The following is a 21564-nucleotide window of genomic DNA, read 5'->3' as shown; positions in this document are numbered from 1 at the left end:
GACCTCGATATGCAGCGCGCCTCTCCCCTTGGCAATGGTGTTATGAGATATAATTATAGAATATAACACACAGGCACCGTCAGGCTGCCGGAGGGAAGCGATGTCCGACGTTCAGGGGGCAGGGGACCCGTTCACAGCGCCGCACCGGCCACGGCTGGGGCCAGGGCCGGTCTCGATCGAGCGGCGCCCGGATGGCGCCCTCATGGTGACGCCCCGGCGCGCCCTCGGCGCCTACCCGCGCCGCCTCACCGAAAGCCTGGAGCAATGGGCGGCGAAAGACCCTGACCGCGCACCTTGATCGCCCGGCGCGACCCGACCGCGGGCGGTGCCTGGCGGCGCATCACCTATGGGCAGATGCTCCAGGCCGTGCGGGCGGTGGGGCAGGCGTTGCTCGACCGCGGCGCCTCGGTGGAGCGGCCCGTCGCGATCCTGTCGGCGAACTGCCTGGACCAGGCGGTGCTGACCTTGGCCGCGCTGCATGTGGGCGTGCTGGTCGCGCCCATCTCGCCCTCCTACGCCCTCGTGGCCAAGGATTTCGCCAAGCTGCGCCACTGCCTGGAGCTGGTCGGGCCCGCCATCGTCTTCGCCGAGGACGGGCGGCGCTTCGCGGACGCCATCGCCGCCGCGTGCCCGGCCGAAGCGGGCCTCATCGTCTCGCGCAACCCGCCCGAGGGGCGCCCCGCCACCCTCTTCGCGGAGCTGCTCTCGACGACGCCCGCCCCCGCGGTGGAGGCGGCGGCCGCGGCGATGGACCCGGACGCACCGGCCAAGATCCTCTTCACCTCCGGCTCCACCGGCATGCCCAAGGGTGTCATCAACACCCAGCGCATGATCTGCTCCAACCAGCAGATGCTGCGCGAGGCCTTTCCCTTCCTCGCTGAGGAGCCGCCGGTGCTGCTGGACTGGCTGCCCTGGCACCACACCTTCGGCGGCAACCACAATCTGGGCCTCGTGCTCTACAATGGCGGTTCGCTCTACATGGATGACGGGCGGCCCACGCCCGGGCGCTACGCCGAATCCCTGCGGAACCTGCGCGAGATCGCGACGCACATCCACTTCAACGTGCCGCTCGGCTTCAGCGAGCTGGTGCAGGCGTTGAAGGAGGATGCGACGCTGCGCGAGACCTTCTTCTCCCGCCTGCGGATGATGTTCTACTCCTCGGCCGGCCTGCCGCAGCACATCTGGGATGAGCTGGACGCGCTGGCGCTCGCCACGCGCGGCGAACGCATCCCCATGATCACGGGCCTCGGCGCGACCGAGACGGCGCCCTTCGCCATCTGCGTGCGCGAGGAATTCTCGGAATCCGGCGCGGTCGGCCTGCCCGTGCCGGGGGTGGAGCTCAAGCTCGCGCCCGTGGGCGACAAGATGGAGGCGCGGGTGCGCGGCCCCTCCATCACGCCCGGCTACTGGCGCAACCCCGCGGCGACGGAGGCGGCCTTCGACGAGGAGGGCTGGTACCGCTTCGGCGATGCGCTGGTGCCCCTCGACCCGCATGACCTGCACAAGGGGTTCCGCTTCGACGGCCGCATCAACGAGGATTTCAAGCTCTCAACCGGCACCTGGGTCAGTGTTGGCCCGCTGCGCCAGCGCCTGATCGCGGCGCTGGCGCCCTTCGTGAAGGATGCCGTGATCGCCGCCCCCGACCGCGACATGCTCACGGCCATCCTGCTGCCCGCGCCCGAAGCCATCCTGTCGCTCGTGCCCGAGGGCCAGCATCCGAGCACCCACCCCGCCCTGCGCGCCATCCTCTCGGAGCGGCTGCGGGCGTTGGCGGCCGAGGCGAGCGCCAGCAGCCAGCGCATCGCCCGCGCCACCCTGCTCATGGACCCCCTTTCGATCGAGGCCGGCGAGATCACCGACAAGGCCTCGGTCAACCAGCGCGCGGTGCTGGCGCGCCGCGCCGCGCTGGTCGCGGATCTCTATGCCGAGACCCCGCCCGCCCATGTCATCATCGTTGGAGACCCCGCATGACCGCCCTGCACACGAGCTGGGAGGACGCCTGGCTGCTCGCCGGCGCCCGCACCCCCTTCGCCGATCTGGGCGGGCCGCTCGGCCTCGTCTCGCCCATTGACCTCGGCATCAAGGCGGCGCGCGCGGCGCTGGCCAGGGCGGGGCTGGACGGGTCGGAGATCGGCTATGTCGTCGCAGGCTCCGTCGCGCAGGCGAGCTTCGACGCCTACATGCTGCCGCGGCACATCGGCCTCTACGCCGGCGTGCCGGTCGAGGTGCCGGCGCTGCTGGTGCAGCGGGTCTGCGGCACCGGCATCGAGGCCATCACCCAGGCGGCCACGGCGGTGGAACGGCATGGCGTGCGCTTCGCCCTCGCCGCCGGGGCGGAGAGCATGAGCCGCAACCCCATTGCCGCCTTCACCCATCGCGGCGGCTTCGGCCTCGGCGCGCCGGTCGAGTTCAAGGACTTCCTGTGGGAGGCCTTGCTGGACCCCGCCTGCGGCCTGACCATGGGCGGCACGGCGGAGGAGCTGGCGCGGCGCCATGGCTTCACCCGCGCGGAAGTGGATGCCTATGCCGCCCGCAGCTTCGAGCGTGCGCTGGCCGCGCGCGCGGCGGGCTTCTTCGAGGACGAGGTCGTGCCCGTGGTGAACGAGGCCTTCACCCGCGCTGGCGTGAAGGACCGGGGCATCCACCTGCCGCGCAAGGTGGAGAGCGTCGCGGCCGACACCCATCCGCGCCCCTCGCCGGTGGAGCAGCTGGCGAAGATCCGCCCGGCCTTCGGCGGGCTGCAGACGGGCGGCAATTCCTCGGCCGTGGTGGATGGGGCGGCGGCGGCCGTCATCGCCTCGGGCGCGGAGGCCAAGGGCCGCGCGCCGCTCGCCCGGCTGGTGGCGGCGACCGCGGTGGGCTGCCCGCCCGAGATCATGGGCATCGGCCCCGTGCCCGCCATCCGCGCGCTGCTGGAGCGCACGGGGCTCACGCTCGACAAGATCGCGCTGGTGGAGATCAACGAGGCCTTCGGCGCCCAGGTCATGGCCTGCGCGCGGGAGCTGGAGCTGGATGAGGCGCGGCTGAACGTGAATGGCGGCGTCATCGCCATCGGCCATCCGCTCGCCGCGACGGGCGTGCGTCTCTGCGTGACCGTGGCGCGCGAGATGCGGCGGCGCGGTGCCCGCTATGGCATCGCCTCCGCCTGCATTGGCGGCGGGCAGGGCATCGCGCTGCTGCTGGAGAATCCCGATGGACATGGCTGAACCGCGCCTCGTCAACCGCCGCGCGCTGACGATCGAGTGGGGTGATTGCGACCCCGCCGGCATCGTCTTCTACCCGCGCTACTTCGCCATGTTCGATGCCTCGACGGCGGCGCTGTTCCACGCCGCGCTGGGCATGCCCAAGATCGCCTGGATCGCGAAGTTCGGCATATTGGGCATCCCGATGGTGGACACGCGGGCCAAGTTCCACATCCCGGGCGTCTATGGCGACGAGGTGGTGATCGAAAGCCGCATCGCCGCCTTCCGCCGTTCCTCCTTCGACGTGGCGCACCGGCTGCTGAAGGCCGATGGGGCGCTGGGGGTCGAAGGCTTCGAGACCCGCGTCTGGACGGTGCGCGAGGCCGAAGGGGGCCGCATCCGCTCCGCACCCATTCCGGAGGAGGTGCTGGCCGCCTTCGCCTAGCCCAAGCGGCGTCAGGTCTCCGGCCTGAAGCCGCTCTCGCGCACGATGCGCGCCCAGTTCTCCCGTTCGCGCCCGATGCGCGCGGCGAAGTCATCGGGGCGCGTGATGATGGGCAGGAATTCCAGCCGGTCCAGCGCGCTTCGGACCTCGGGGGTCGCCGCCGCCGCCGCGACGGTGTTGTAGAGCGACAGCGCGATGGCGTTGGGCGTGCGGGCCGGCAGGAACAGGCCCATCCAGTCCGTGACGATCAGGTCCCGGAAGCCGCTTTCGGCGATGGTCGGCACATCGGGCAGGCGCGACACGCGCTCGCGGCCGGAAATGGCCAGGATGCGCAGCCCGCGGCCATGGTGCGGCATGACGTCCGACAGCACCGTGACCACGATGGGGATGTTGCCCGCGACGGCATCCGTCACCGCCGGCGCGGCGCCGCGATAGGGCACATGGTTCATGGTGACGCCCAGCGCGCGGCCCACCATGTCCCCCACGAAATGCCCGCCCGAGCCCGCGCCGGGCGAGCCGAAGGCGACATCGGGCCCCGTCTGGGCGCGCAGCCAGGTGGTGAGTTCGGCGAAGCTCTGCGCCGGATGGCTGGCCGGCACCGCGATGGCGAAGGCGAATTCGCAGAGGGTGCAGACCGGCACGAAATCGGTCAGCGCGTCGTGCCGCGCCTCGCGCGGGAAGATGTGCGGCTGCAGCGTCATCACGCTTGCTGGCGACATGAGCATGGTGGCGCCGTCGGGCTCGGCGGTGCGGACCGCCTCCAGCGCCAGGCGGCCCGTGGCGCCCGGCCGGTTCTCGACCAGCGTGGCCGGCGCGTAGTTGGGGCGCAGCCGCTCGGCATAGAGCCGGGCCACCAGGTCGGTGGGGCCGCCGGCGGCGAAGCCCACCAGCATTCGCGCATTGCGCGGCACGGTCTGCGCCCGCGCGCCCGGCGCCATCATGGCCAGCGCCGTGGTTCCGAGCGCCATGGCGCCCCGCCGTCCGATCCTTGTCATGTCCCTGTCTCCCTTGATTGTTGCTTGTCGGGTGTTCAGGCCGCGGTGCCCCAGACCTCCCGGGCCACCTCGACGATCAGTTCAAGCTTCCGCCACTGCTCCTCCTCCGCGAGGGTGTTGCCCTCCTGGGTGGAGGCGAAGCCGCATTGCGGGCTGAGGCAGAGCTGATGGAGCGGCGCGAATTTCGCGGCCTCCTCGATGCGGCGCTTGATGTCGTCCTTGCTTTCCAGCGTGCCCGTCTTGGAGGTGACGAGGCCCAGCACCACCGTCTTGCCCTTGGGCAGGAAGCGCAGCGGCTCGAAGCCGCCCGCGCGGTCGGTGTCCCATTCCATGAAGTAGCCATCCACCGGCATGGCGTTGAACAGCACCTCCGCCACCGGCTCGTAGCCACCGGAGGCGATGAAAGTGGAGCGGAAATTGCCCCGGCAGAGATGCATCGTGATCAGCAGGTCCGCGGGCTTCTCCGCCAGGGCGGTGGCCACCATGCCGGCATAGATGTCGGGCTGGCGCTCCGGGTCGTCGCCACGCTCGCGCAGCATCTCGCGCTGCGCCGGGTCGCAGAGATAGGCGAAGGAGATGTCGTCGAGCTGGAGATAGCGGCAACCCGCCGCATACATGTCCGCCACCGCGCCGGCATAGGCACGGCCCACATCGGCGTAGAATTCGGCCATGTCCGGGTAGAGGCCAGGGGCCATCATCTTCCGACCGCCCCGGTAGTGCAGCATGGAGGGGCCCGGGATGGTCATCTTGGGCGTCTGCCGCGCGCGCGTGGCGAGGTAGTGGAAATGCCCCACCATGGGGTGCGCCGCATAGCCCACGCGGTCATTGATGCGCAGGGTCTTGGGCACGCCCACGCCGCCCTTGAAGTTCATGCCGCTGTCGCCCTCCTCGGAGGAAACCCCGGGCAGGCGCTCCAGGAAGTCGAAATGCCAATAGGCGCGGCGGAACTCGCCATCAGTGACGCTGTGAAGGCCGATCGCTTCCTGCTTCGCGACGAGCGCCGCGATCTCCTGGTCCTCCACCTCCTGCAACTCGGCGACCGACATGCGCCCGGCGAGGGTCGCCTCGCGCGCGGCCTTGAGCGTGCCGGTGCGGAGCAGGCTGCCGACATGGTCGGCGCGGAAGGGGCGAAGGGCGGTCATGCTCGATTCCAGATGCTCTGAAGGGGACAGGTCAGCCGGCCAGCGCGGCGCGCACCCGCTCCGGCGTGAAGGGAAGCGCCGACAGCCGCTTGCCGGTCGCGGCCAGCACCGCGTTGGAGATGGCCGGCGCTACGGTGCCCAGGCCAAGCTCCGCCACGGGAAGCGGCACCTCGCCCCCGCCCACAAGGCGCAGCTGCACCTCGGGCGTCTCAGGCGCGCGCAGCATCTCGTAATCGGTGAAATTGCTCTGCTGCACGGCGCCGTCGCGGAGGGTCAGCCGCTCGGTCAAGGCGCTCGAGACGCCCCAGAGCAGCGAGGATTCGATCTGCCGCATGGCGTTGCGCGGCTGCACCGCGAGGCCCACATCCGCCGCGCACCACAGGCGCAGCACGCGCAGCCTGCCGGAAGCGGCGTCCACCGCCACCTCGGCCACGGTCGCCGCCAGCGCCTCGCCCAGTTGCGGCAGGCCGAGCTTGGCGAAGCCGATGCCGAGATGCGTGCCCTCGCGCGCGCGGCTCCATTCTGCCATGGCGCCCACGGCCTCCACCACCGCGCGCGCCCGCGCGTCGCGCAGCAGCGCGAGGCGATAGGCCAGCGGGTCCGTCTGCGACTGCCGGGCCAGGTCGTCCACCACGGCCTCCACCGCGAAGGCGTTGGGGCCCGCGCCGATGCCGCGCCAGGGCGCCGTCCGCACCCCGTGCTCGCGGTAGAGGTGCAGCGTCAGCGTCGCCGGCACGTCGTATTGCGCGACATTGGCGTGGTAGGTGACGATGTGGTCCACGCCGCGCTGCGCCTCCAGCCGCGCGCGGCCATAGAGCTGGGGCACCACGAGGTCCGAGGCCAGGCGGTGGCGCCAGGCGGTGATGCGCCCCGCCGCATCCAGCCCCACCTCGATGCGGTGCGCCGTCATCGGCCGGACATGGGCGTTGGCCATGTCGTCCTCGCGCGTGGCCATCACCTTCACCGGCCGGCCCACGGCACGCGCGACCTGCACCGCCTCCACCGCGTAATCAATGGTGGCACGCCGGCCGAAGCCGCCGCCCATGGTCAGCATATGGACCGTCACCCGCTCCGCCGGGATGCCGAGGATGCGCGCCGCCTCGTCGCGCACCAAGCTCGGCCATTGTGTGCCGGCCCAGATCTCGGCGCCGCCCTCCGTCACCGAAGCCACGCAGGTCAGCGGCTCCATCTGGCCGTGATACACATAGTCTGAGGTGAACTCCGCGCTGTGGACGTGCGCAGCGCCGGCCAGGGCCTGCTCCGGCTCACCGGTGCGGACGACCTGCACGCCGGCCTTCGTGGCGTCGCGCACATCCTCGAGGTAGGAGGCCAGCGCCGCCTCGGAATCATGCGCGGCCCCCTCGCCGGGTGACCACTGCACGGTCAGCTCCCGCCGCGCGGCCAACACCGCCTCCACCCGCTCGCCCACGATGGCGACACCCTGGTCGAGCGGCAGCACATGGGTGATGCCGGGCCGTTGGAGCAGCGCGGCGCCATTGTGCGACAGCGGGCGCGCGCCCAGCCCTGGCGATCGCGCCACGGTCGCGTGCAGCATTCCGGGCCGGCGCACGTCAATCGCGAAGAGCGTCTGCCCCCGTGCCTTGGCCGGCACGTCGAAGCGCGCCACGTCGCGCCCGATCAGGCGAAAGGCGGAGACGGGCTTCAGCGCGGCGGGCGTGATCTCGGGCAGGGTGGCGGGCGCGCGCGCGAAGGAGGCCACCTCGCCATAGCTCATGCGGCGACCCGAAGCGGCGTGCACCACGGTGCTGGGCTCGGTCGAGAGCTGCTCCACCGGCACGCCCCAGCGCGCCGCCACCGCGTCCAGCAGCACGCGGCGCGCCTGGGCACCGGCCATGCGCAGCGGCATCCAGTAGCCGCGCACGGAGAGGCTCGCCACCACGAACTGGCTGCGGAAGATGGGGCTGTCATAGGCCGCGCGCACCGGGGCCGTCTCGATGCGGACCTTCTCCCAGTCGGCGTCGAGTTCCTCCGCGACGATGAGGGGCAGGGCGGTGTTTGTGCCCTGGCCCATCTCGGGCGCCGGGGCCTGGATGGTGATGGTGCCGTCGGGCGCGATGCCCACATAGGCGTTGAGCGGCCCCGCATCGGCCTGCGCCGCGACGTTCTCGCCGGCCGTGAAGGCGAAGGTGAAGGCCAGGCCGCCGGCCAGCACGCCGCGGCGGGTGAGGGTGGTGCCCATGCTCATCTCACGCCTCCCGCGCCGCGTGCTGGATGGCGTCCACCACCTGGTTGTAGGTGGCGCAGCGGCAGAGATTGCCTTGCATATGGTCCAGGATTTCCTCGCGGCTGGGCCGCGGGCTGCGCGCCAGGAGTGTGGCGGCCTGCATGATCTGCCCGGTCTGGCAGTAGCCGCATTGCGGCGTCTGCACCGCGACCCAGGCGCGCACCAGCGGGTTCTCGGCGCCGCCGGGCAGACCCTCGATGGTGGTGACGGCGCGGCCACCCACATCGCCCACCGCGATGGCGCAGGCGCGTACCGCTTCGCCATCCAGGTGCACCGTGCAGGCACCGCAGGCCGCGACGCCGCAGCCATACTTCGTACCGGTCAGGCCCAGATGCTCCCGCAGCACCCACAGCAGCGGGGTGTCGGGGGCGGCTTCGACCGTGACCGCGCGCGCGTTGACATGGAGCGGGATCATGAACGGCTTCCTCTGCCTGTCTCGGGTTGGCGGGTGGCGTTATTCGATGGAGGCGCCGGTCTCGCGCACCAGCCGGCCCCACTTCTCGCTCTCGGCGCGGGCGAAGGCGGCGAACTCCTCCGGCGTGCCGCCGCGCACGATGGCGCCCTGGCTGGCCAGCAGCTCGCGCAGATCAGGCTGGCTCAGGATGCGGTCCACCTCGGCCGAAAGGCGCCGCACGCGGTCGGGCGGCGTGGCCGCATGGGTGCACAGGCTCATCCAGGTGGCGGAGAGCAGTTCGGGCACGCCCTGCTCGGCCGTGGTCGGCACGTCGGGCAGCAGCGCGAGGCGCGTGGGGTGGGCGACCGCGATGGCCTTCAGCCGGTTGTCGCGCACGAAGGGTGCGGCCGAGACCGCGGCATCCCACATCGCCACGGTGTGGCCCGAGACCAGCGAGGTCAGCGCGGGGGCCGAGCCGCCGAAGGGCACATGGGTCGGGTTGCCGCCCTGTCCCATCGCGCGCGTCATCGCGATCGTCAGGTGGGAGGGCGTGCCGATGCCGGCCGAGGCATGCGCCAGCGCATCGCCCTGCCGGCGCGACAGGGCGAGGAATTCCTGCAGGGTGTTGGCGGGCAGCGAGGGGTGCGCCACCAGCACCAGCGGAATGACGCTGAGCAGCGAGGCGAAGGCGAAGTCCCTGAATGGGTCGTAGGGCAGGCGGCGATAGAGGTGCGGGTTGATCGCAATGGGCCCCGAGGGCGTCGCATAGACCGTGTGGCCATCGGCCGGCGCCTGGAGGAAGGCCTGGGCGGCGACGATGCCGTTGGCGCCAGGGCGGTTTTCCACGACCACCCCTTGGCCCCAACGCTCGGAAAGTCGCTGGGCCACGAGGCGCGCCTGCGCATCGGCCGAGCCGCCGGCCGAGACGGGCACGAAGAAGCGCATCGGGCGGCTGGGAAAGGTGTCGGTCTGGGCCTTGGCCGGGCGAAGGGCGAGGGCCGGCAGCGCCAGCAGCGCGAGTCTGGCCCGGCGGGAGATCGCGGCGACGGGCCGGGCTTCGCCGCGGGGGGCAGTGGTTGACGGCGCGCTCAAGGCTGGGCGGCCTTCGCGTCATGGCGCCAGCACCGCGCACGCCCGCGCGCGGGGGATGTGGACAGGGTGCTTGTATGCACGCTTGGCCTCACTTTCTTGGACAGTCTACATCTGCACAGGCCGCGCCGCCGGGTCGATGCACCAATCAACAAGAAACTTGGATTTTCCACTGACCGTGCATGGGTATGCATGACCGCTTGCCCGGAATCAGACCAGCCTGTATACAGGTTGTATCACATGATGGATGTCAGTGATGGCCTCATCACCCTCCTTCCCGCTGAACGCCTGGTATGCGGCCGCCTGGGACCATGAGGTCGGGCGGGAATTGCTCCCGCGCACCATCTGCGGTCGCAAGCTGGTGCTCTACCGGACGACGGGAGGCGCCGCGGTGGCGCTGCTCGATGCCTGCTGGCATCGGCTGCTGCCCCTCTCCATGGGGCGCCTGCGCGGGGATGAGGTGCAATGCGCCTATCACGGACTGCGCTTCGACGCGCGCGGCCGCTGCACCCATATGCCGTCCCAGGAGACCATCAACCCCGCCGCGCGCGTGCGCAGCTTCCCGGTGGTGGAGCGGCATCGCTTCATCTGGGTCTGGCCCGGCGATCCCGCCCTGGCTGACCCCGCGCTGGTGCCCGACCTGCACTGGAATGACGACCCCGCCTGGGCGGGCGATGGTGGGCTCATCCACGCCAAGTGCGACTACCGCCTGCTGGTCGACAATCTGATGGACCTGACGCACGAGACCTTCATCCATGCCGACAGCATCGGCGATGACCACGTGGCCCAGGCCCCCTTCGAGGTGACGCATGGCGAGCGCACCGCGACCGTGACGCGCTGGATGATCGACATCGAGCCGCCGCCTTTCTGGCGCGCGCAGTATGGCCGGCCAGGTCGCGTGGATCGCTGGCAGATCATCCGCTTCGAGGCGCCCTGCACGGTCGCCATCGATGTGGGCGTCGCCGCCACCGGCACCGGCGCGCCGCAGGGCGACCGCGGGCAGGGCGTCAGTATGGTGGTGATCAACACCATCACCCCTGCGACCGACAGCACCTGCCACTATTTCTGGGCCAATGCCCGCGACTACCGCCTGCATGAGCAGCTGGTCACCACGCAGATCAAGCAGGGCGTGGCGCGCATCTTCGCCCAGGACGAGGCCATCGTGGAAGCGCAGCAGCGCGCCATCGAGGAGAACCCAGGCCATGTCTTCTACAACCTGAACATCGACGCCGGCTCCATGTGGGCGCGCCGCATCATTGACCGCATGGTGGCCGCGGAACTCGCGCCCCACGGCATGGCGGCCGAGTGACATGTCCCAGACCCTCTCCGCCCAGCTCCGCCTGCGCGACCTGATCCTCAGCGGCGAATTGCAGCCCGGCGAGCGCCTGTCCGAGCCCTCGGTCGCCGAGCGCCTCGGCGCCTCGCGCACGCCGGTGCGGGCCGCCCTGGTGCGCCTGGCCGAGGAGGGGCTGGTAAAACCCATCCCCTCCGGCGGCTTCGCCGTGAACTCCTTCGCCGAGGAGGAGATCCATGACGCGATCGAATTGCGCGGGACGCTGGAAGGCCATGCCGCGCGCCTCGCCGCCGAGCGTGGCGCCCCCGGCGGCACCCTGGCCGAGATGCGGCGCCTGCTGGTGCGGATGGACGAGGCCACCACGCCCCCCATCAGCGAGGACGGCTTCACCGACTATGTCGCCCTCAACGCCCATTTCCACGAATTGCTGGTCGAGGCGGCGGGCAGCGCGGTCGTGGCGCGGCAGATCGGGCGGGTGGTGGCGCTGCCCTTCGCCTCGCCCTCGGGCTTCGTGCTCGCCCAGGCGGCGCTGCCCGCCTCCCAGTGCGTTCTGGTGGTGGCGCAGGAGCATCACCGCGCCGTGGTGGAGGCCATCGAGCACCGTGAGGCCGCGCGCGCGGAGGCGCTGATGCGCGAACATGCCCGCCTTGCCCGCCGCAACCTCGAACTGGTCCTGCATGACCAGGATTCGCTGCGGCTGGTGCGGGGCGGCGTGCTGATCCGCCGTCGCGGCTGGGCCTGACCGCGATGGAGCGCGACGACCGCTGGACCATGGCGACCTTGCGCGGCACGCGCCTGGTCGCGCCCTTCATCCGGGAGTTCACCCTGTTGCCGGAGGACGGCGCCACGGCCTATGCCACGGGGGCGCATCTCTGCGTGCGTCTCGACATCGGCGGGCGGCCGGCGCTGCGTCACTACTCGCTGGTCGGCGCGGGGCCCCGGGACGGCGCCTGGCGGATCGCGGTGCAGCACGCGGCGCAGGGCCGTGGCGGCTCGCGCGCGATGTGGGCGCTGGAGCCCGGCGGGCGCCTCGCCATCTCCCACCCGCGCAGCCATTTCGAACTGGCGGCCGGCGCGTCGGAGGTGCTGTTGCTCGCGGGCGGCATCGGCATCACCCCGCTGGTCGGCATGGCGGAGGTGCTGGCGCGTCGCGGCGCCCGCTTCCGCATGGTCTATGCCGGGCGGTCGCGGCCGCTGATGGCCTATCTCGACGAACTCTCCGCGTTGCTCGGTCCCGCGCTTGCGGTGCAGGCAGAGGATGAGGAGGGGCGCCCGGATCTGGATGCGATCCTCGCGGGCCTCGCCCCGGATGCGGAGGCCTATGTCTGCGGACCGATGGGCCTGCTGACGGCGGCGCGCCGCGCCTGGGCCGCGGCGGGCCGGCCCGCGGCCAGCCTGGTGTTCGAGACCTTCGGCTCCTCTGGCCAGGCCGCGGCCAGCGATTTCCTCGTCCGCATTCCGCGCTTCGGGCGCGAGGTGACGGTGCCCGCCGGGGCCAGCATGCTGGAGGCGCTGGAGGCCGCGGGGGTCGGCGTGCTGTCCGGTTGCCGGCGCGGGGAATGCGGGCTTTGCGCCCTCGACGTGCTGGCCGTGGAAGGGCGCGTGGACCACCGCGACGTATTCTTCTCGGAGCGCCAGCACCAGGAGAACCGCCGGATCTGCGCCTGCGTCTCGCGCGTCGCGGGCGGTGTCATCACCATTGACCCGCCCTGGCGCGGCGATGGGCGCCTGACGCCGGGGGCCGAGGGACGGGGCGCCTAACCCCGTCCTTCGTCCACCGCGTGGCAGGCCACCTGCGCGTCGCCGGCCGCGCGCATGACAGGCGCCTCGGCCCGGCAGCGGTCATTGGCCAGAGGGCAGCGCGGGTGGAAGGCGCAGCCGCTGGGCGGGCTGATGGGCGAGGGCACCTCACCCCCCACCGGCGTGCGCACGCGGCCGGTCATGCCCAGGTCCGGGATCGCCTCCATCAGCGCCCGCGTGTAGGGGTGGCGCGGCGTGGTGAAGAGGGTTTCGGCGGGGGCCAGTTCCACCAGCTTGCCCAGATACATCACGCCGATGCGGTCGCTCACCTGCCGCACCACGGCGAGGTTGTGGCTGATGAAGAGGAAGGTCAGCCCCAGCCGTGCCTGGAGTTTCTTCATCAGGTTCAAGATCTGCGCCTGCACCGACACGTCCAGCGCGCTGGTCGGTTCGTCGCAGACCAGGAATTCCGGGTTGGAGGAGAGGGCGCGCGCGATGGAGATGCGCTGCCGCTGCCCGCCCGAGAATTCATGCGGGAACTTCGCGCCGTCGAGCGGCGAGAGCCCCACCTGCGTCAGCAACTCCGCCACGCGCGCGGCCTCCTGCACGCGGGAGGGCGCGAGGCCGAAGGCGCGGATGGGTTCGGCGATGATGTCGGCCACGCGCCAGCGCGGGTTAAGGCTGGCATAGGGGTCCTGGAAGATCATCTGCATGCGGCTGCGCTGCGCGCTGTCGGCGCGCGCGCGCGCGAGGTCCTGCCCGTCGAACAGCACGCGGCCGCGCGTGGTGGGGTAGAGGCCGACCGCCAGCCGCGCCACGGTGGACTTGCCGCAGCCGCTCTCGCCCACCAGGGAGAGGGTGGTGCCCTTGGGGATGGCGAAGGAGATGCCATCCACCGCGCGCAGGATGCGCCGCCCCTCTCGCGCCATCAGGCGTTGCAGCAGCGGGCGGGAGACGTCGAAATACCGCGCGACCTCCTCCACCTCCAGCATGGGGGTGAGGTCGGCGCGGCGGGCCTCCGCGAGGCGCGCTTCGGCGGCGGCGCTCATGGCGCGTGCAGCCAGCAGGCGGCGTCGGTGGCGCCGGCCGGCATGAGTTCGGGGCGCTGCACCCGGCAGCGGTCGAAGGCCTGCGGGCAGCGCGGGTTGTAGGCGCAGCCGGGCGGGATGGCGGAGAGGCGCGGCATGGCGCCGTCAATCTGCTGCAGCCGGTCCACCCGGCGGTCGAGCGGCGGGATGGAGCCCATCAGCCCTTGCGCATAGGGGTGGTTCGCGTGCTTCACCACCTCGCGCACCGGCCCGATCTCGACGATGCGGCCGGCGTACATCACGGCCACGCGGTCGGCCGTCTCCGCGATCACGCCCATGTCATGGGTGACGAGCATCATGGCCGTGCCCTTCTCGCGCGCCAGCGATTTCAGCAGGGCGATGACCTGCGCCTGGATGGAGACGTCGAGCGCGGTGGTGGGCTCGTCTGCCACGATCAGCCGCGGCTCGGCGCACAATGCCAGCGCGATGACGACGCGCTGCCGCATGCCGCCGGAGAACTCATGCGGGTAGCTGTCTATGCGTTCGCGGGCGGCCGGGATTCCCACGAGTTCCAGCCAGCCGATCGCGCGTTCCCGCGCCTCGCCGGGGCCGATGGGCAGGTGGGTCGTCATGGTCTCGGCCAATTGCCGGCCGATGGTGTAGAGCGGGTTCAGCGTGGTCAGCGGGTCCTGGAAGATGGCGCCGATCTGGCGGCCGCGGATGCGGCGCATTTCCTCATAGGGCAGGTTGTCGATGCGCTTGCCGTCCAGTCGGATTTCGCCGCCGGCGATGCGGCCCGGCGGCTCCAGCAGGCCGATGATGGCGGCGCCGGTCATGGACTTGCCCGCCCCGCTCTCGCCCACCACGCCCAGGATTTCGCCAGGCGCGATGGAGAAGGAGACATCGTCCAGCGCCACCAGCGTGCCGCGCCGCGTGGGGAATTCCACGCGCAAATTCTTCACGTCAAGGAGGGACATCAGCGCAGCTTCGGATTGAGGGCGTCGCGCAGCCAATCGCCCAGCAGGTTGACGGAGAGGACCATCACGATCAGCGCGACGCCGGGGAAGATGGTGATCCACCACTCGCCCGAAAACAGGAAGTCATTGCCGATGCGGATGAGGGTGCCGAGGCTGGGCTGGGTGGGCGGCACGCCCACGCCCAGGAAGGAGAGGGTGGCCTCGGCCAGGATGGCGAAGCCGAGCGAGAGGGTGGCGATGACCAGCACCGGCGACATGACGTTGGGCAGCACGTGGCTGAGCATGATGCTGAGCGGCGAGCGGCCGATGACGCGCGCGGCCTGCACGTACTCCTTGTTACGCTCCACCATGGTGGAACCGCGCACCGTGCGCGCGAATTGCGGCCAGTTGGAAATGCCGATCGCGAAGATGACCACGAAGAGCGCGATGTTCTCGTGCATGTCGCGCGGCAGGGCGGCGCGCACGATGCCATCCACCAGCAGCGCCACCAGGATGCCGGGGAAGGTCAGCTGGATGTCCGCGATGCGCATCAGCACCGCATCCACCGTCCCGCCCAGATAGCCCGCGAGCAGGCCCAGCGAGACGCCCAGGATGGTGGAGAAGGCCACCGCCGCGAACCCCACCAGCAGCGAGACGCGCGCCCCATACATGATGGCCGACAGCACGTCCCGCCCCTGGTCGTCGGTGCCGAGCAGGTAGGTCCCATCGCCCTCCGCCTCCCAGGCCGGCGGCTTGAAGGCGTCCATCAATTGCAGCGAGGCGAGGTCGAAGGGGTTGTGCGGCGCGAGCCAGGTGGCGAAGACCGCGCCCGCGATGCAGATAAAGGCGACCACGGCCGAGATGACCGTCACGGGCGAGCGCGTGAAGCTCCACCACAGGTCGGAGTCGAAGAAGGCGCGCATGGCGTCAATGCCCCCCGCGCCCGATACGCAGCCTGGGGTCCACCGCGTAATACAGCAGGTCCACGACCAGGTTGATGGTCACGAAGACCAGCGCGATCAGCATCAGGTAGGCAGCCATGATCGGGATGTCGGCCGCGCCCACGCTCTGGATGAAGAGAAGCCCCATGCCCGGCCACTGGAACACCGTCTCGGTGACGATGGCAAAGGCGATGATGCCGCCCAATTGCAGCCCCGCGATGGTGATGACGGGCACCAGCGTGTTCTTCAGCGCATGGCCGAAATGGATGGCGCGGTTGGGCAGGCCGCGGGCGCGCGCGAACTTGATGTAGTCCGTCCGCAGCACCTCCATCATCTCGGACCGCACGAGGCGCATGATGAGCGTCAGCTGGAACAGCCCCAGCGTGATGGAGGGCAGGATCAGCGCCTTCAGCCCGCTCCAGGTCAGGAAACCCGTGCTCCACCAACCCAGTTGCACCACGTCGCCGCGCCCGAAGCTCGGCAGCCAGCCCAGCCAGACGCTGAAGGTGAGGATAAGCAGGATGCCGATGAGGAAGGTGGGCAGCGACACGCCGATCAGCGAGAAGGTCAGGAAGAAGCGGCTCAGCCAGGAATTCCGATAGAGGCCGGTGTAGACGCCCATCGGCACGCCCACCGCCAGCGCCAGGATGGCCGCGGTGAAGGCCAGTTCCAGCGTGGCCGGCGCGCGTTCCAGGATGAGGTCGGAGACGGGCCGCGAGAGGCGATAGGACAGTCCGAACTCGCCCTGCACCGCATTGCCCAGGAAGGTGCCGAACTGCACGAAGAAGGGCTGGTCCAGTCCCAGCTCCCGCACCAGCGCGTCACGCTGCGCCACGGTGTAGTCCTGCCCGAGCATGATCGCCACCGGGTCGCCCACATAGGCGAACATGGCGAAGCTGATGAGCGAGACGGTGAACATGACGGGCAGCGCCTGAAGCAGGCGCGAGATGATGAAGGCGAGCATGTGGGGTGTGTCCGGCGCGCCGGCGCAGCAGGTGCGCCGGCGCGGGTTACGGTGTCAGTTCACGGTCATCCAGCGGAAATAGGGCTGGTTGTTGGCCATGTGCGGGATGGTGACGTTGCCGCGCATAGCCCAGGGGATCATCTGGTGGTGCAGCGGGATGTGCGGCACGTCCTCGCGGTAGAGGCGCAGCGCCTCGCGGATCGTGGCCGCGCGCGCCTCGCCGCTCTCGGTCACCATGCGGTCGATCAGCGCGTCCATGCGCGGGTTGGAATAGCGGCCATGGTTCCAGATGCCGTTGCCCGGCTGGCCATCGCGTGTGCGCAGCAGCGACTGGAAGGAATAGAGCGCATCGAGCGTCGGCACGCCCCAGCCCAGCAGGTAGACGCTGCTGTCGTCGCGCTGGATCTTCTGGAAGAAGGGCCCGAGCGGCATGGCGTTCAGCCGCGTCCGCACGGCGACCCGCGTCCACATCGCCGCCACCGCCTGGCAGATGGCCTCGTCATTGATGTAGCGGTTGTTGGGGCAGTCGAGCGTGACCTCGAAGCCGTTGGGGAAGCCCGCCTCCGTCAGCAGGGTACGGGCGCGCGCGGCGTCGAAGGGCAGGCGGACATCCTCCTCGCGCACATAGCCGTTGACCTGCTCGGGGAAGAGCGTGCCGGTGACGACGGACTGCCCGCGCATCACCGCGCGGTTGATCGCGTTGATGTCGATCGCGTGGTAGAGCGCCTGGCGCACCCGCAGGTCCTGGAAGGGGTTGCGGCCCGTCACGTTGCTGTACTGCAGCTCCGGCCGGTGGGTGTCCATCGCGAAGAAGATGGTCCGCACCTCCGGGCCTTCCAGCACGCGCATGTTCTGCGCGGCGCGCAGGCGGTTGAGGTCCTGCAAGGGCGGGTCCAGCACGAAGTCGATCTCGCCTGACAGCAGCGCGGCCACGCGCGTGGCATCCGAGGCGATGGGCCGGTAGACGATCTCGGTCACGTTGCCGGAGCCCATCTCGGGGACGCGCCAGCCCCACCAGTCGTCGTTGCGGACCAGCACGGTGCGGACATCGGCCTCGCGCACGGAAAGGCGGAAGGCGCCGGTGCCGTTGGTGTTGCGGACCGTGTGCATCTCCTCGCGCTGGCGCGTGTTCTGCGGCCGCGTGGCGTTGTTCGCCTCCGACCAGGACTTCGACATCATGAAGACCGAGGCGATCTTGTTGGGCAGGATCGGGTCCGGAACGCGCGTGAAGATGTCCACCGTATGCGCATCCACCGCCTCGGCGCGCTCGATCGTGTCCACGAAGATGCCGTAGTTCGACGTGGGCTGCAGCGCGCGGGTGATGCTGAACACCACGTCCTCGGCGGTGAAGGGCTCGCCGCCATGGAAGCGCACGCCCTGGCGCAGCGTGAAGCGCCAGCGGTTCGGCTCGGCCTGCACCCATTCGGTGGCGAGGCCGGGCGCCAGGCCCAGCTGCCGGTCGCGCGTGATCAGCGGATCATAGATCTGCTGCAGGATCATGGTGACGGTGCCGAGGTTCTGGCTGTGCGGGTCCATGGTGTTTGGATCACCGCTGGCGGACCATCGGATGGTCCGGGCCTCCGACGGGGCCCCCAGGCCGAGCAGCGCCACGGCCGCGGCCGCGACGAGCAAGAGACGACGCATTCGGAACTCTCCCTGATGACGCGGGCCGGGGGTGGGAGGTTGGCCAACCCCGCCCTGCCCCAACCGGAGCGTTCAGCTTATCGGCCGCCGTGGGCCGATGGAAGCGCCGCGTTCAGCTCACTTCGACGCGCGGGATGGGGCCGGTCTTCTCCTCCGGGGTGGGTATTGCCTGCTCGATGTCGCCCTTGCCCAGGTTGCGGGCACGGTAGCGCGCGGCGTTCAGCGCGGCCCCGATCAGGATGAAATAGACGCCCAGGTAGAACCAGGTCAGCAGCACCACCACCGCGCCCAGCGTCCCATAGAATGCGTCATAGCTGACGAAGCGGCTCAGATAGAAGGAGAACAGCACCGAGGCCCCGGTCCAGAGCAGCGTGGCCAGCACCGCGCCCGGCGAGAACAGGTGCCAATTGGGCGGCGGCTTGGGCGGGCCGAAGCGGTAGAGCGTCGAGATGGACAGCAACACCGAGACGAAGAGAAAGACCTGGGAAAGCAGGCGCGGGAACCAGGCCTCCTCCTCCGGCACGCCCAGGATGCCCAGCACGGTCGGCAGCGCCACCAGCACGCCCAGCCCCACCACGACGGCCAGGATGGCGCCCAGCGTCAGCATCAGCGCGGTCAGGTAGAAGGCCACGAAGCCACGCTGCTCCGTATCGGCGCGGGCCAGCGGCAGGGCGCCCAGCAGCGCGCGCACGCCGGCCGAGGCGCTCCAGAGCGCGATGCCCAGGCTGATGGCGGCCGAGAAGCCGAGCTGCCCGCGCGGCGCCGTGACCAATTGCCGCACGCGCTCCGCGATCAGTTCCATCACATCCTCGGGCAGCACGCGCTGGAGAAGTTCGAGCTGCGGTTCGATGGTGTAGAGGTCGAACCACAGCCCGTAGAAGGAAATGGTGAGCGACAGCGCGGGGAACAGCGCGAACAGCGCATAGAAGGCGCAGCCGGCCGAGACGAGGGAGATCTGGTCCGAGGTCAGCACCGCCCAGGTTTCGGCCAATGCCTGGCGCGGCGTGTGGAAGCGTGACGGCATGATCGGTCCCGGTCTTGGTGGTTGCGGGCTTCCGCTGTCGAACAACGCCCGATGGACCCATGCCGTTGCGCGGGGCGTTGCGGTGGGGGCTGGCAGGCGTAACCTGCGGCCACCGCAGAGGAAAGCCGCCATGATCCAGACCCGCACCCACCGGCCCCTGTTGATGGGGCGACGCGGCGCCGTGGCGTCCAACCACCCGGTGGCCACCGCCGCCGGCATGGAAGTGCTGCGCGCCGGCGGCAGCGCGGCCGATGCGGCGGTGGCCGTCTCCCTCACGCTCGGGGTGGTGGAGCCGCACATGTCGGGCCTGGGCGGGGATGGCTTCTACCACCACTGGTCCGCCGCCTCGGGTCGGGCCGAGACGTGCAGCCGGCCCTGGCCGCCACGCTGCAACGCCTGGCCCAAGGCGGCGCGGAGGATTTCTTCCAGGGCACCCTCGCGCGCGACTTGGCGGCCGACCTGGCCGAGGCCGGCACGCTGGTCGCCGCCGCCGACCTCGCCGCCGTGCGGCCGCGCGAGGCGCCCCCCATCGCCATGGCCTGGCGCGGCTTCGAACTGCGGCAGACGCCCGCGCCCTCGATGGGCTTCGCCATGTTGCAGATGCTGGCCATGCTGGAGCACCACGACATCGCGGCGATGGGCTGGGGTTCGGAGGCGCTGGTGCATCTGATGGTCGAGGCCAAGAAGCGCGCCTTCCTGGACCGTGAGGCCCATGCCGGGATGGAGGTGCCGCCCTTCGCGGAGTTGCTTTCCCCCGCCCGCGCGGCCGCGCACGCCGCCGCCATCGGCCCCCGCGCCGCGCATCTGCCGGTGCGCCCCGCCCCGGAAGCCGACACCACCTATTTCTGCGTGATGGATGCCGAGGGCAACGCGGTCTCGGCCATCCAGTCCTTGAACTCGGCCTTCGGCGCGGGCGTGGTGGGGCGGCGCACGGGCGTGCTGTTCAACAACCGCATGGCCTATTGGCACCTGGATGAGGGCCACCCCAACCGCCTCGCGCCTGGGCGCCTCGTGCGCCACACCATGAACGCGCCCATGGCCATGAAGGATGGGCGGCCCTGGCTGCTCTTCGGCACGCCGGGGGCGGACAACCAGGTGCAGATCAACGCGCAGGTCCTGGTCGCCATCGCCGTCTTCGGGCTGGACCCGCAGCAGGCGCTGGAGGCCCCGCGCTGGACATCCTCCCAGCCCGGGCAGGAGAGCAACTACCCCCATGCAGGCAGCGAGGTCCTGACGGTGGAGGCGGGACTTGGCGAGGACGTCATCGCCGGGCTGCGCGCGCGTGGGCATGAGGTGAAGGTCGTGCCGCCGCTGGAAGGCCCATGCAGCGTGGCCGCCATCCGCCTGCTGGAAAATGGCGTGCGGATGGCGGCGTCCGACCCGCGGCGGGATGGCTGGGCCGCGGCCTGGTGAGCGTCTGATCGCCTCCGGTGGAACACCGAAGGCGTGAATCAGCCGCTCGTCATGGCCCGCGGCGCCCTTCGGGCGTCAGTTCGCCCGGATGCCGGCCTCGCGGATCACCTCGCCCCAACGGGCGCGGTCGCGCCGGATGGTTTCCAGGAACTCCGCCTGCGGGCCATAGATGATCTCCAGCCCGTTCTCGGTCATGCGGCGCTGGAAGTCGGGGCTGGCCGTGACCGCCTGCAAGGCCGTGTGCCAGCGGGCCACCACCGCCGGCGGCAGGTTGGGCGCGCCCGCGATCCCGAACCAGTTGCTCACCGTGAAGTCGGGCAGGGTGGCGCTGATCAGCGGCAGGTCGGGGAAGAGCGGGCTTGGCCGCGGCGCGCCGAAGGCGATGGGCCGCAGCGCGCCCGCGCGGATCTGGCCCAGGAATTCGGGCATGTTGCCCAGCATCATGTGCGTGCGACCAGCGGCGATGTCCACGATGGCCGGCGCGCCACCGCGATAGGAGACATGCAGCATCTCGATCCGCGCGAGGCGGGCCAGGAACTCGCCTGACAGGTGCTGGCTGGTGCCATTGCCCGCGCTGGCATAGGTCAGCGTGCCCGGATTGGCCCGCCCATAGGCGATGAGTTCCGGGATGTTGGAGAAGGGCGCGTTCGGGCTCGCGACCAGGATGTTGTAGACATTGGCCACATTCGCGATGGGCGTCAGGTCGCGATCAATGTGGAAGGGCATCGTGATGCCCGGCATCACCGGCAGGATGGCGTGCATCGCCATGGTGGCCAGCACCACCGTGTGCCCGTCGGGCGGCGACTTCGCCACCTGGTCCACCGCCAGCATGCCCGAGGCGCCGGTGCGATTCTCGACGATCACGCGCTGGCCGAATTGTCGCGTCAGCTCGTCGGCGAGCATGCGGCTCAACAGGTCGCAGGTGCCGCCGGGCGAGAAGCCACAGAGGAAGCGGATGTCACGCGAAGGGAATTCCTGCGCGCGCGCCGGAATGGCGGCGACGCAGGCGATGAGGCAGGCGAACAGAAGCCGTCGTGCAAGCACCATGATCGTGTCCTCCCTTTCTTG

The 21564-nt window shown here is 70.6% G+C and carries 19 protein-coding genes and 1 pseudogene; 8 read left to right on the top strand and 12 right to left on the bottom strand.

The window, feature by feature from the left end; translation table 11 throughout:
- Positions 1–294: 294 nt before the first annotated feature.
- The 3 genes from JTN19_RS00560 to JTN19_RS00550 are packed head-to-tail and all read left to right on the top strand — an operon-like array spanning position 295 to position 3627.
- On the top strand, positions 295–1971 hold the full coding sequence (locus tag JTN19_RS00560) for a feruloyl-CoA synthase (RefSeq protein ID WP_206928937.1): 1677 nt from the start codon (positions 295–297) through the stop codon (positions 1969–1971).
- Complete coding sequence (locus JTN19_RS00555) at positions 1968–3206, top strand: thiolase family protein (RefSeq protein WP_206928935.1); 1239 nt, start codon at positions 1968–1970, stop codon at positions 3204–3206. Before JTN19_RS00560 ends, JTN19_RS00555 begins: the two co-directional genes overlap by 4 nt.
- A complete protein-coding gene (locus JTN19_RS00550; RefSeq protein ID WP_206928933.1) occupies positions 3199–3627 on the top strand; it encodes an acyl-CoA thioesterase in 429 nt (142 codons plus the stop codon). The genes JTN19_RS00555 and JTN19_RS00550 overlap by 8 nt, the downstream gene beginning before the upstream one ends.
- Before the next feature lie 11 nt (positions 3628–3638).
- On the opposite strand, the gene JTN19_RS00545 is transcribed toward JTN19_RS00550, so the two are convergent.
- The 5 genes from JTN19_RS00545 to JTN19_RS00525 all read right to left on the bottom strand — a co-directional run bounded on the left by JTN19_RS00545 (position 3639) and on the right by JTN19_RS00525 (position 9495).
- A complete protein-coding gene (locus JTN19_RS00545) occupies positions 3639–4595 on the bottom strand; it encodes a Bug family tripartite tricarboxylate transporter substrate binding protein (protein WP_206928931.1) in 957 nt (318 codons plus the stop codon).
- Positions 4596–4657: 62 nt separating this feature from the next.
- Positions 4658–5764: a 5-methyltetrahydropteroyltriglutamate--homocysteine S-methyltransferase gene (locus tag JTN19_RS00540; protein WP_206928930.1), complete on the bottom strand. Its 1107-nt coding sequence runs from the start codon at positions 5762–5764 to the stop codon at positions 4658–4660.
- A gap of 31 nt (positions 5765–5795) precedes the next feature.
- The gene (locus tag JTN19_RS00535) at positions 5796–7970 is read right to left on the bottom strand and encodes a xanthine dehydrogenase family protein molybdopterin-binding subunit (protein ID WP_206928928.1); all 2175 of its coding nucleotides are present in this window, start codon (positions 7968–7970) and stop codon (positions 5796–5798) included.
- Between the two features lies 1 nt (position 7971).
- Complete coding sequence (locus JTN19_RS00530; protein WP_206928926.1) at positions 7972–8424, bottom strand: (2Fe-2S)-binding protein; 453 nt, start codon at positions 8422–8424, stop codon at positions 7972–7974.
- Positions 8425–8463: 39 nt separating this feature from the next.
- Entirely contained in the window at positions 8464–9495 is a 1032-nt protein-coding gene (locus JTN19_RS00525) for a Bug family tripartite tricarboxylate transporter substrate binding protein (protein ID WP_206928924.1), read from the bottom strand.
- A gap of 253 nt (positions 9496–9748) precedes the next feature.
- On the opposite strand from JTN19_RS00525, the gene JTN19_RS00520 reads away from it, so the two are divergent.
- The 3 genes from JTN19_RS00520 to JTN19_RS00510 are packed head-to-tail and all read left to right on the top strand — an operon-like array spanning position 9749 to position 12547.
- A complete protein-coding gene (locus JTN19_RS00520; RefSeq protein WP_242530729.1) occupies positions 9749–10801 on the top strand; it encodes an aromatic ring-hydroxylating dioxygenase subunit alpha in 1053 nt (350 codons plus the stop codon).
- 1 nt (position 10802) lies between these two features.
- Positions 10803–11528: a GntR family transcriptional regulator gene (locus tag JTN19_RS00515; RefSeq protein WP_206928922.1), complete on the top strand. Its 726-nt coding sequence runs from the start codon at positions 10803–10805 to the stop codon at positions 11526–11528.
- A gap of 5 nt (positions 11529–11533) precedes the next feature.
- On the top strand, positions 11534–12547 hold the full coding sequence (locus JTN19_RS00510; RefSeq protein ID WP_206928920.1) for a PDR/VanB family oxidoreductase: 1014 nt from the start codon (positions 11534–11536) through the stop codon (positions 12545–12547).
- On the opposite strand, the gene JTN19_RS00505 is transcribed toward JTN19_RS00510, so the two are convergent.
- From JTN19_RS00505 to JTN19_RS00480, 6 genes are all read right to left on the bottom strand, one after another.
- Positions 12544–13575 (bottom strand): ABC transporter ATP-binding protein, encoded by a 1032-nt coding sequence (locus JTN19_RS00505; RefSeq protein WP_206928918.1) that lies wholly within the window; start codon positions 13573–13575, stop codon positions 12544–12546. The two genes, JTN19_RS00510 and JTN19_RS00505, sit on opposite strands and share 4 nt — an antisense overlap.
- Positions 13572–14531 (bottom strand): ABC transporter ATP-binding protein, encoded by a 960-nt coding sequence (locus JTN19_RS00500; protein WP_206928909.1) that lies wholly within the window; start codon positions 14529–14531, stop codon positions 13572–13574. Before JTN19_RS00500 ends, JTN19_RS00505 begins: the two co-directional genes overlap by 4 nt.
- A complete protein-coding gene (locus tag JTN19_RS00495; RefSeq protein WP_206928907.1) occupies positions 14531–15433 on the bottom strand; it encodes an ABC transporter permease in 903 nt (300 codons plus the stop codon). Before JTN19_RS00495 ends, JTN19_RS00500 begins: the two co-directional genes overlap by 1 nt.
- A gap of 4 nt (positions 15434–15437) precedes the next feature.
- Positions 15438–16415 carry an ABC transporter permease gene (locus tag JTN19_RS00490; RefSeq protein ID WP_206928905.1) on the bottom strand — a complete coding sequence of 326 codons (978 nt, stop codon included), beginning with the start codon at positions 16413–16415 and terminating at the stop codon, positions 15438–15440.
- Between the two features lie 54 nt (positions 16416–16469).
- Positions 16470–18059 carry an ABC transporter substrate-binding protein gene (locus tag JTN19_RS00485; protein WP_206928903.1) on the bottom strand — a complete coding sequence of 530 codons (1590 nt, stop codon included), beginning with the start codon at positions 18057–18059 and terminating at the stop codon, positions 16470–16472.
- A gap of 112 nt (positions 18060–18171) precedes the next feature.
- Positions 18172–19083: a YihY/virulence factor BrkB family protein gene (locus JTN19_RS00480; protein WP_206928901.1), complete on the bottom strand. Its 912-nt coding sequence runs from the start codon at positions 19081–19083 to the stop codon at positions 18172–18174.
- Between JTN19_RS00480 and JTN19_RS20570 the strand changes: the two are divergent.
- Positions 19082–19429: pseudogene (locus JTN19_RS20570) on the top strand (gamma-glutamyltransferase); the annotation flags it as partial. The gene JTN19_RS00480 and the pseudogene JTN19_RS20570 sit on opposite strands and share 2 nt — an antisense overlap.
- Positions 19430–19446: 17 nt before the next feature.
- Positions 19447–20496, top strand: a complete 1050-nt coding sequence (locus tag JTN19_RS00475; RefSeq protein WP_206928899.1) for a gamma-glutamyltransferase — start codon at positions 19447–19449, stop codon at positions 20494–20496.
- Positions 20497–20571: 75 nt separating this feature from the next.
- On the opposite strand, the gene JTN19_RS00470 is transcribed toward JTN19_RS00475, so the two are convergent.
- Positions 20572–21543 (bottom strand): Bug family tripartite tricarboxylate transporter substrate binding protein, encoded by a 972-nt coding sequence (locus tag JTN19_RS00470; RefSeq protein WP_206928897.1) that lies wholly within the window; start codon positions 21541–21543, stop codon positions 20572–20574.
- Between the last annotated feature and the right edge of the window lie 21 nt (positions 21544–21564).

Origin of the sequence: Roseococcus thiosulfatophilus, assembly GCF_017311575.1 — a bacterium.
Lineage (GTDB): Bacteria > Pseudomonadota > Alphaproteobacteria > Acetobacterales > Acetobacteraceae > Roseococcus > Roseococcus thiosulfatophilus.
Note: the sequence above shows the minus strand (reverse complement) of the source record. Positions and strands in the feature narration are given on the sequence as shown.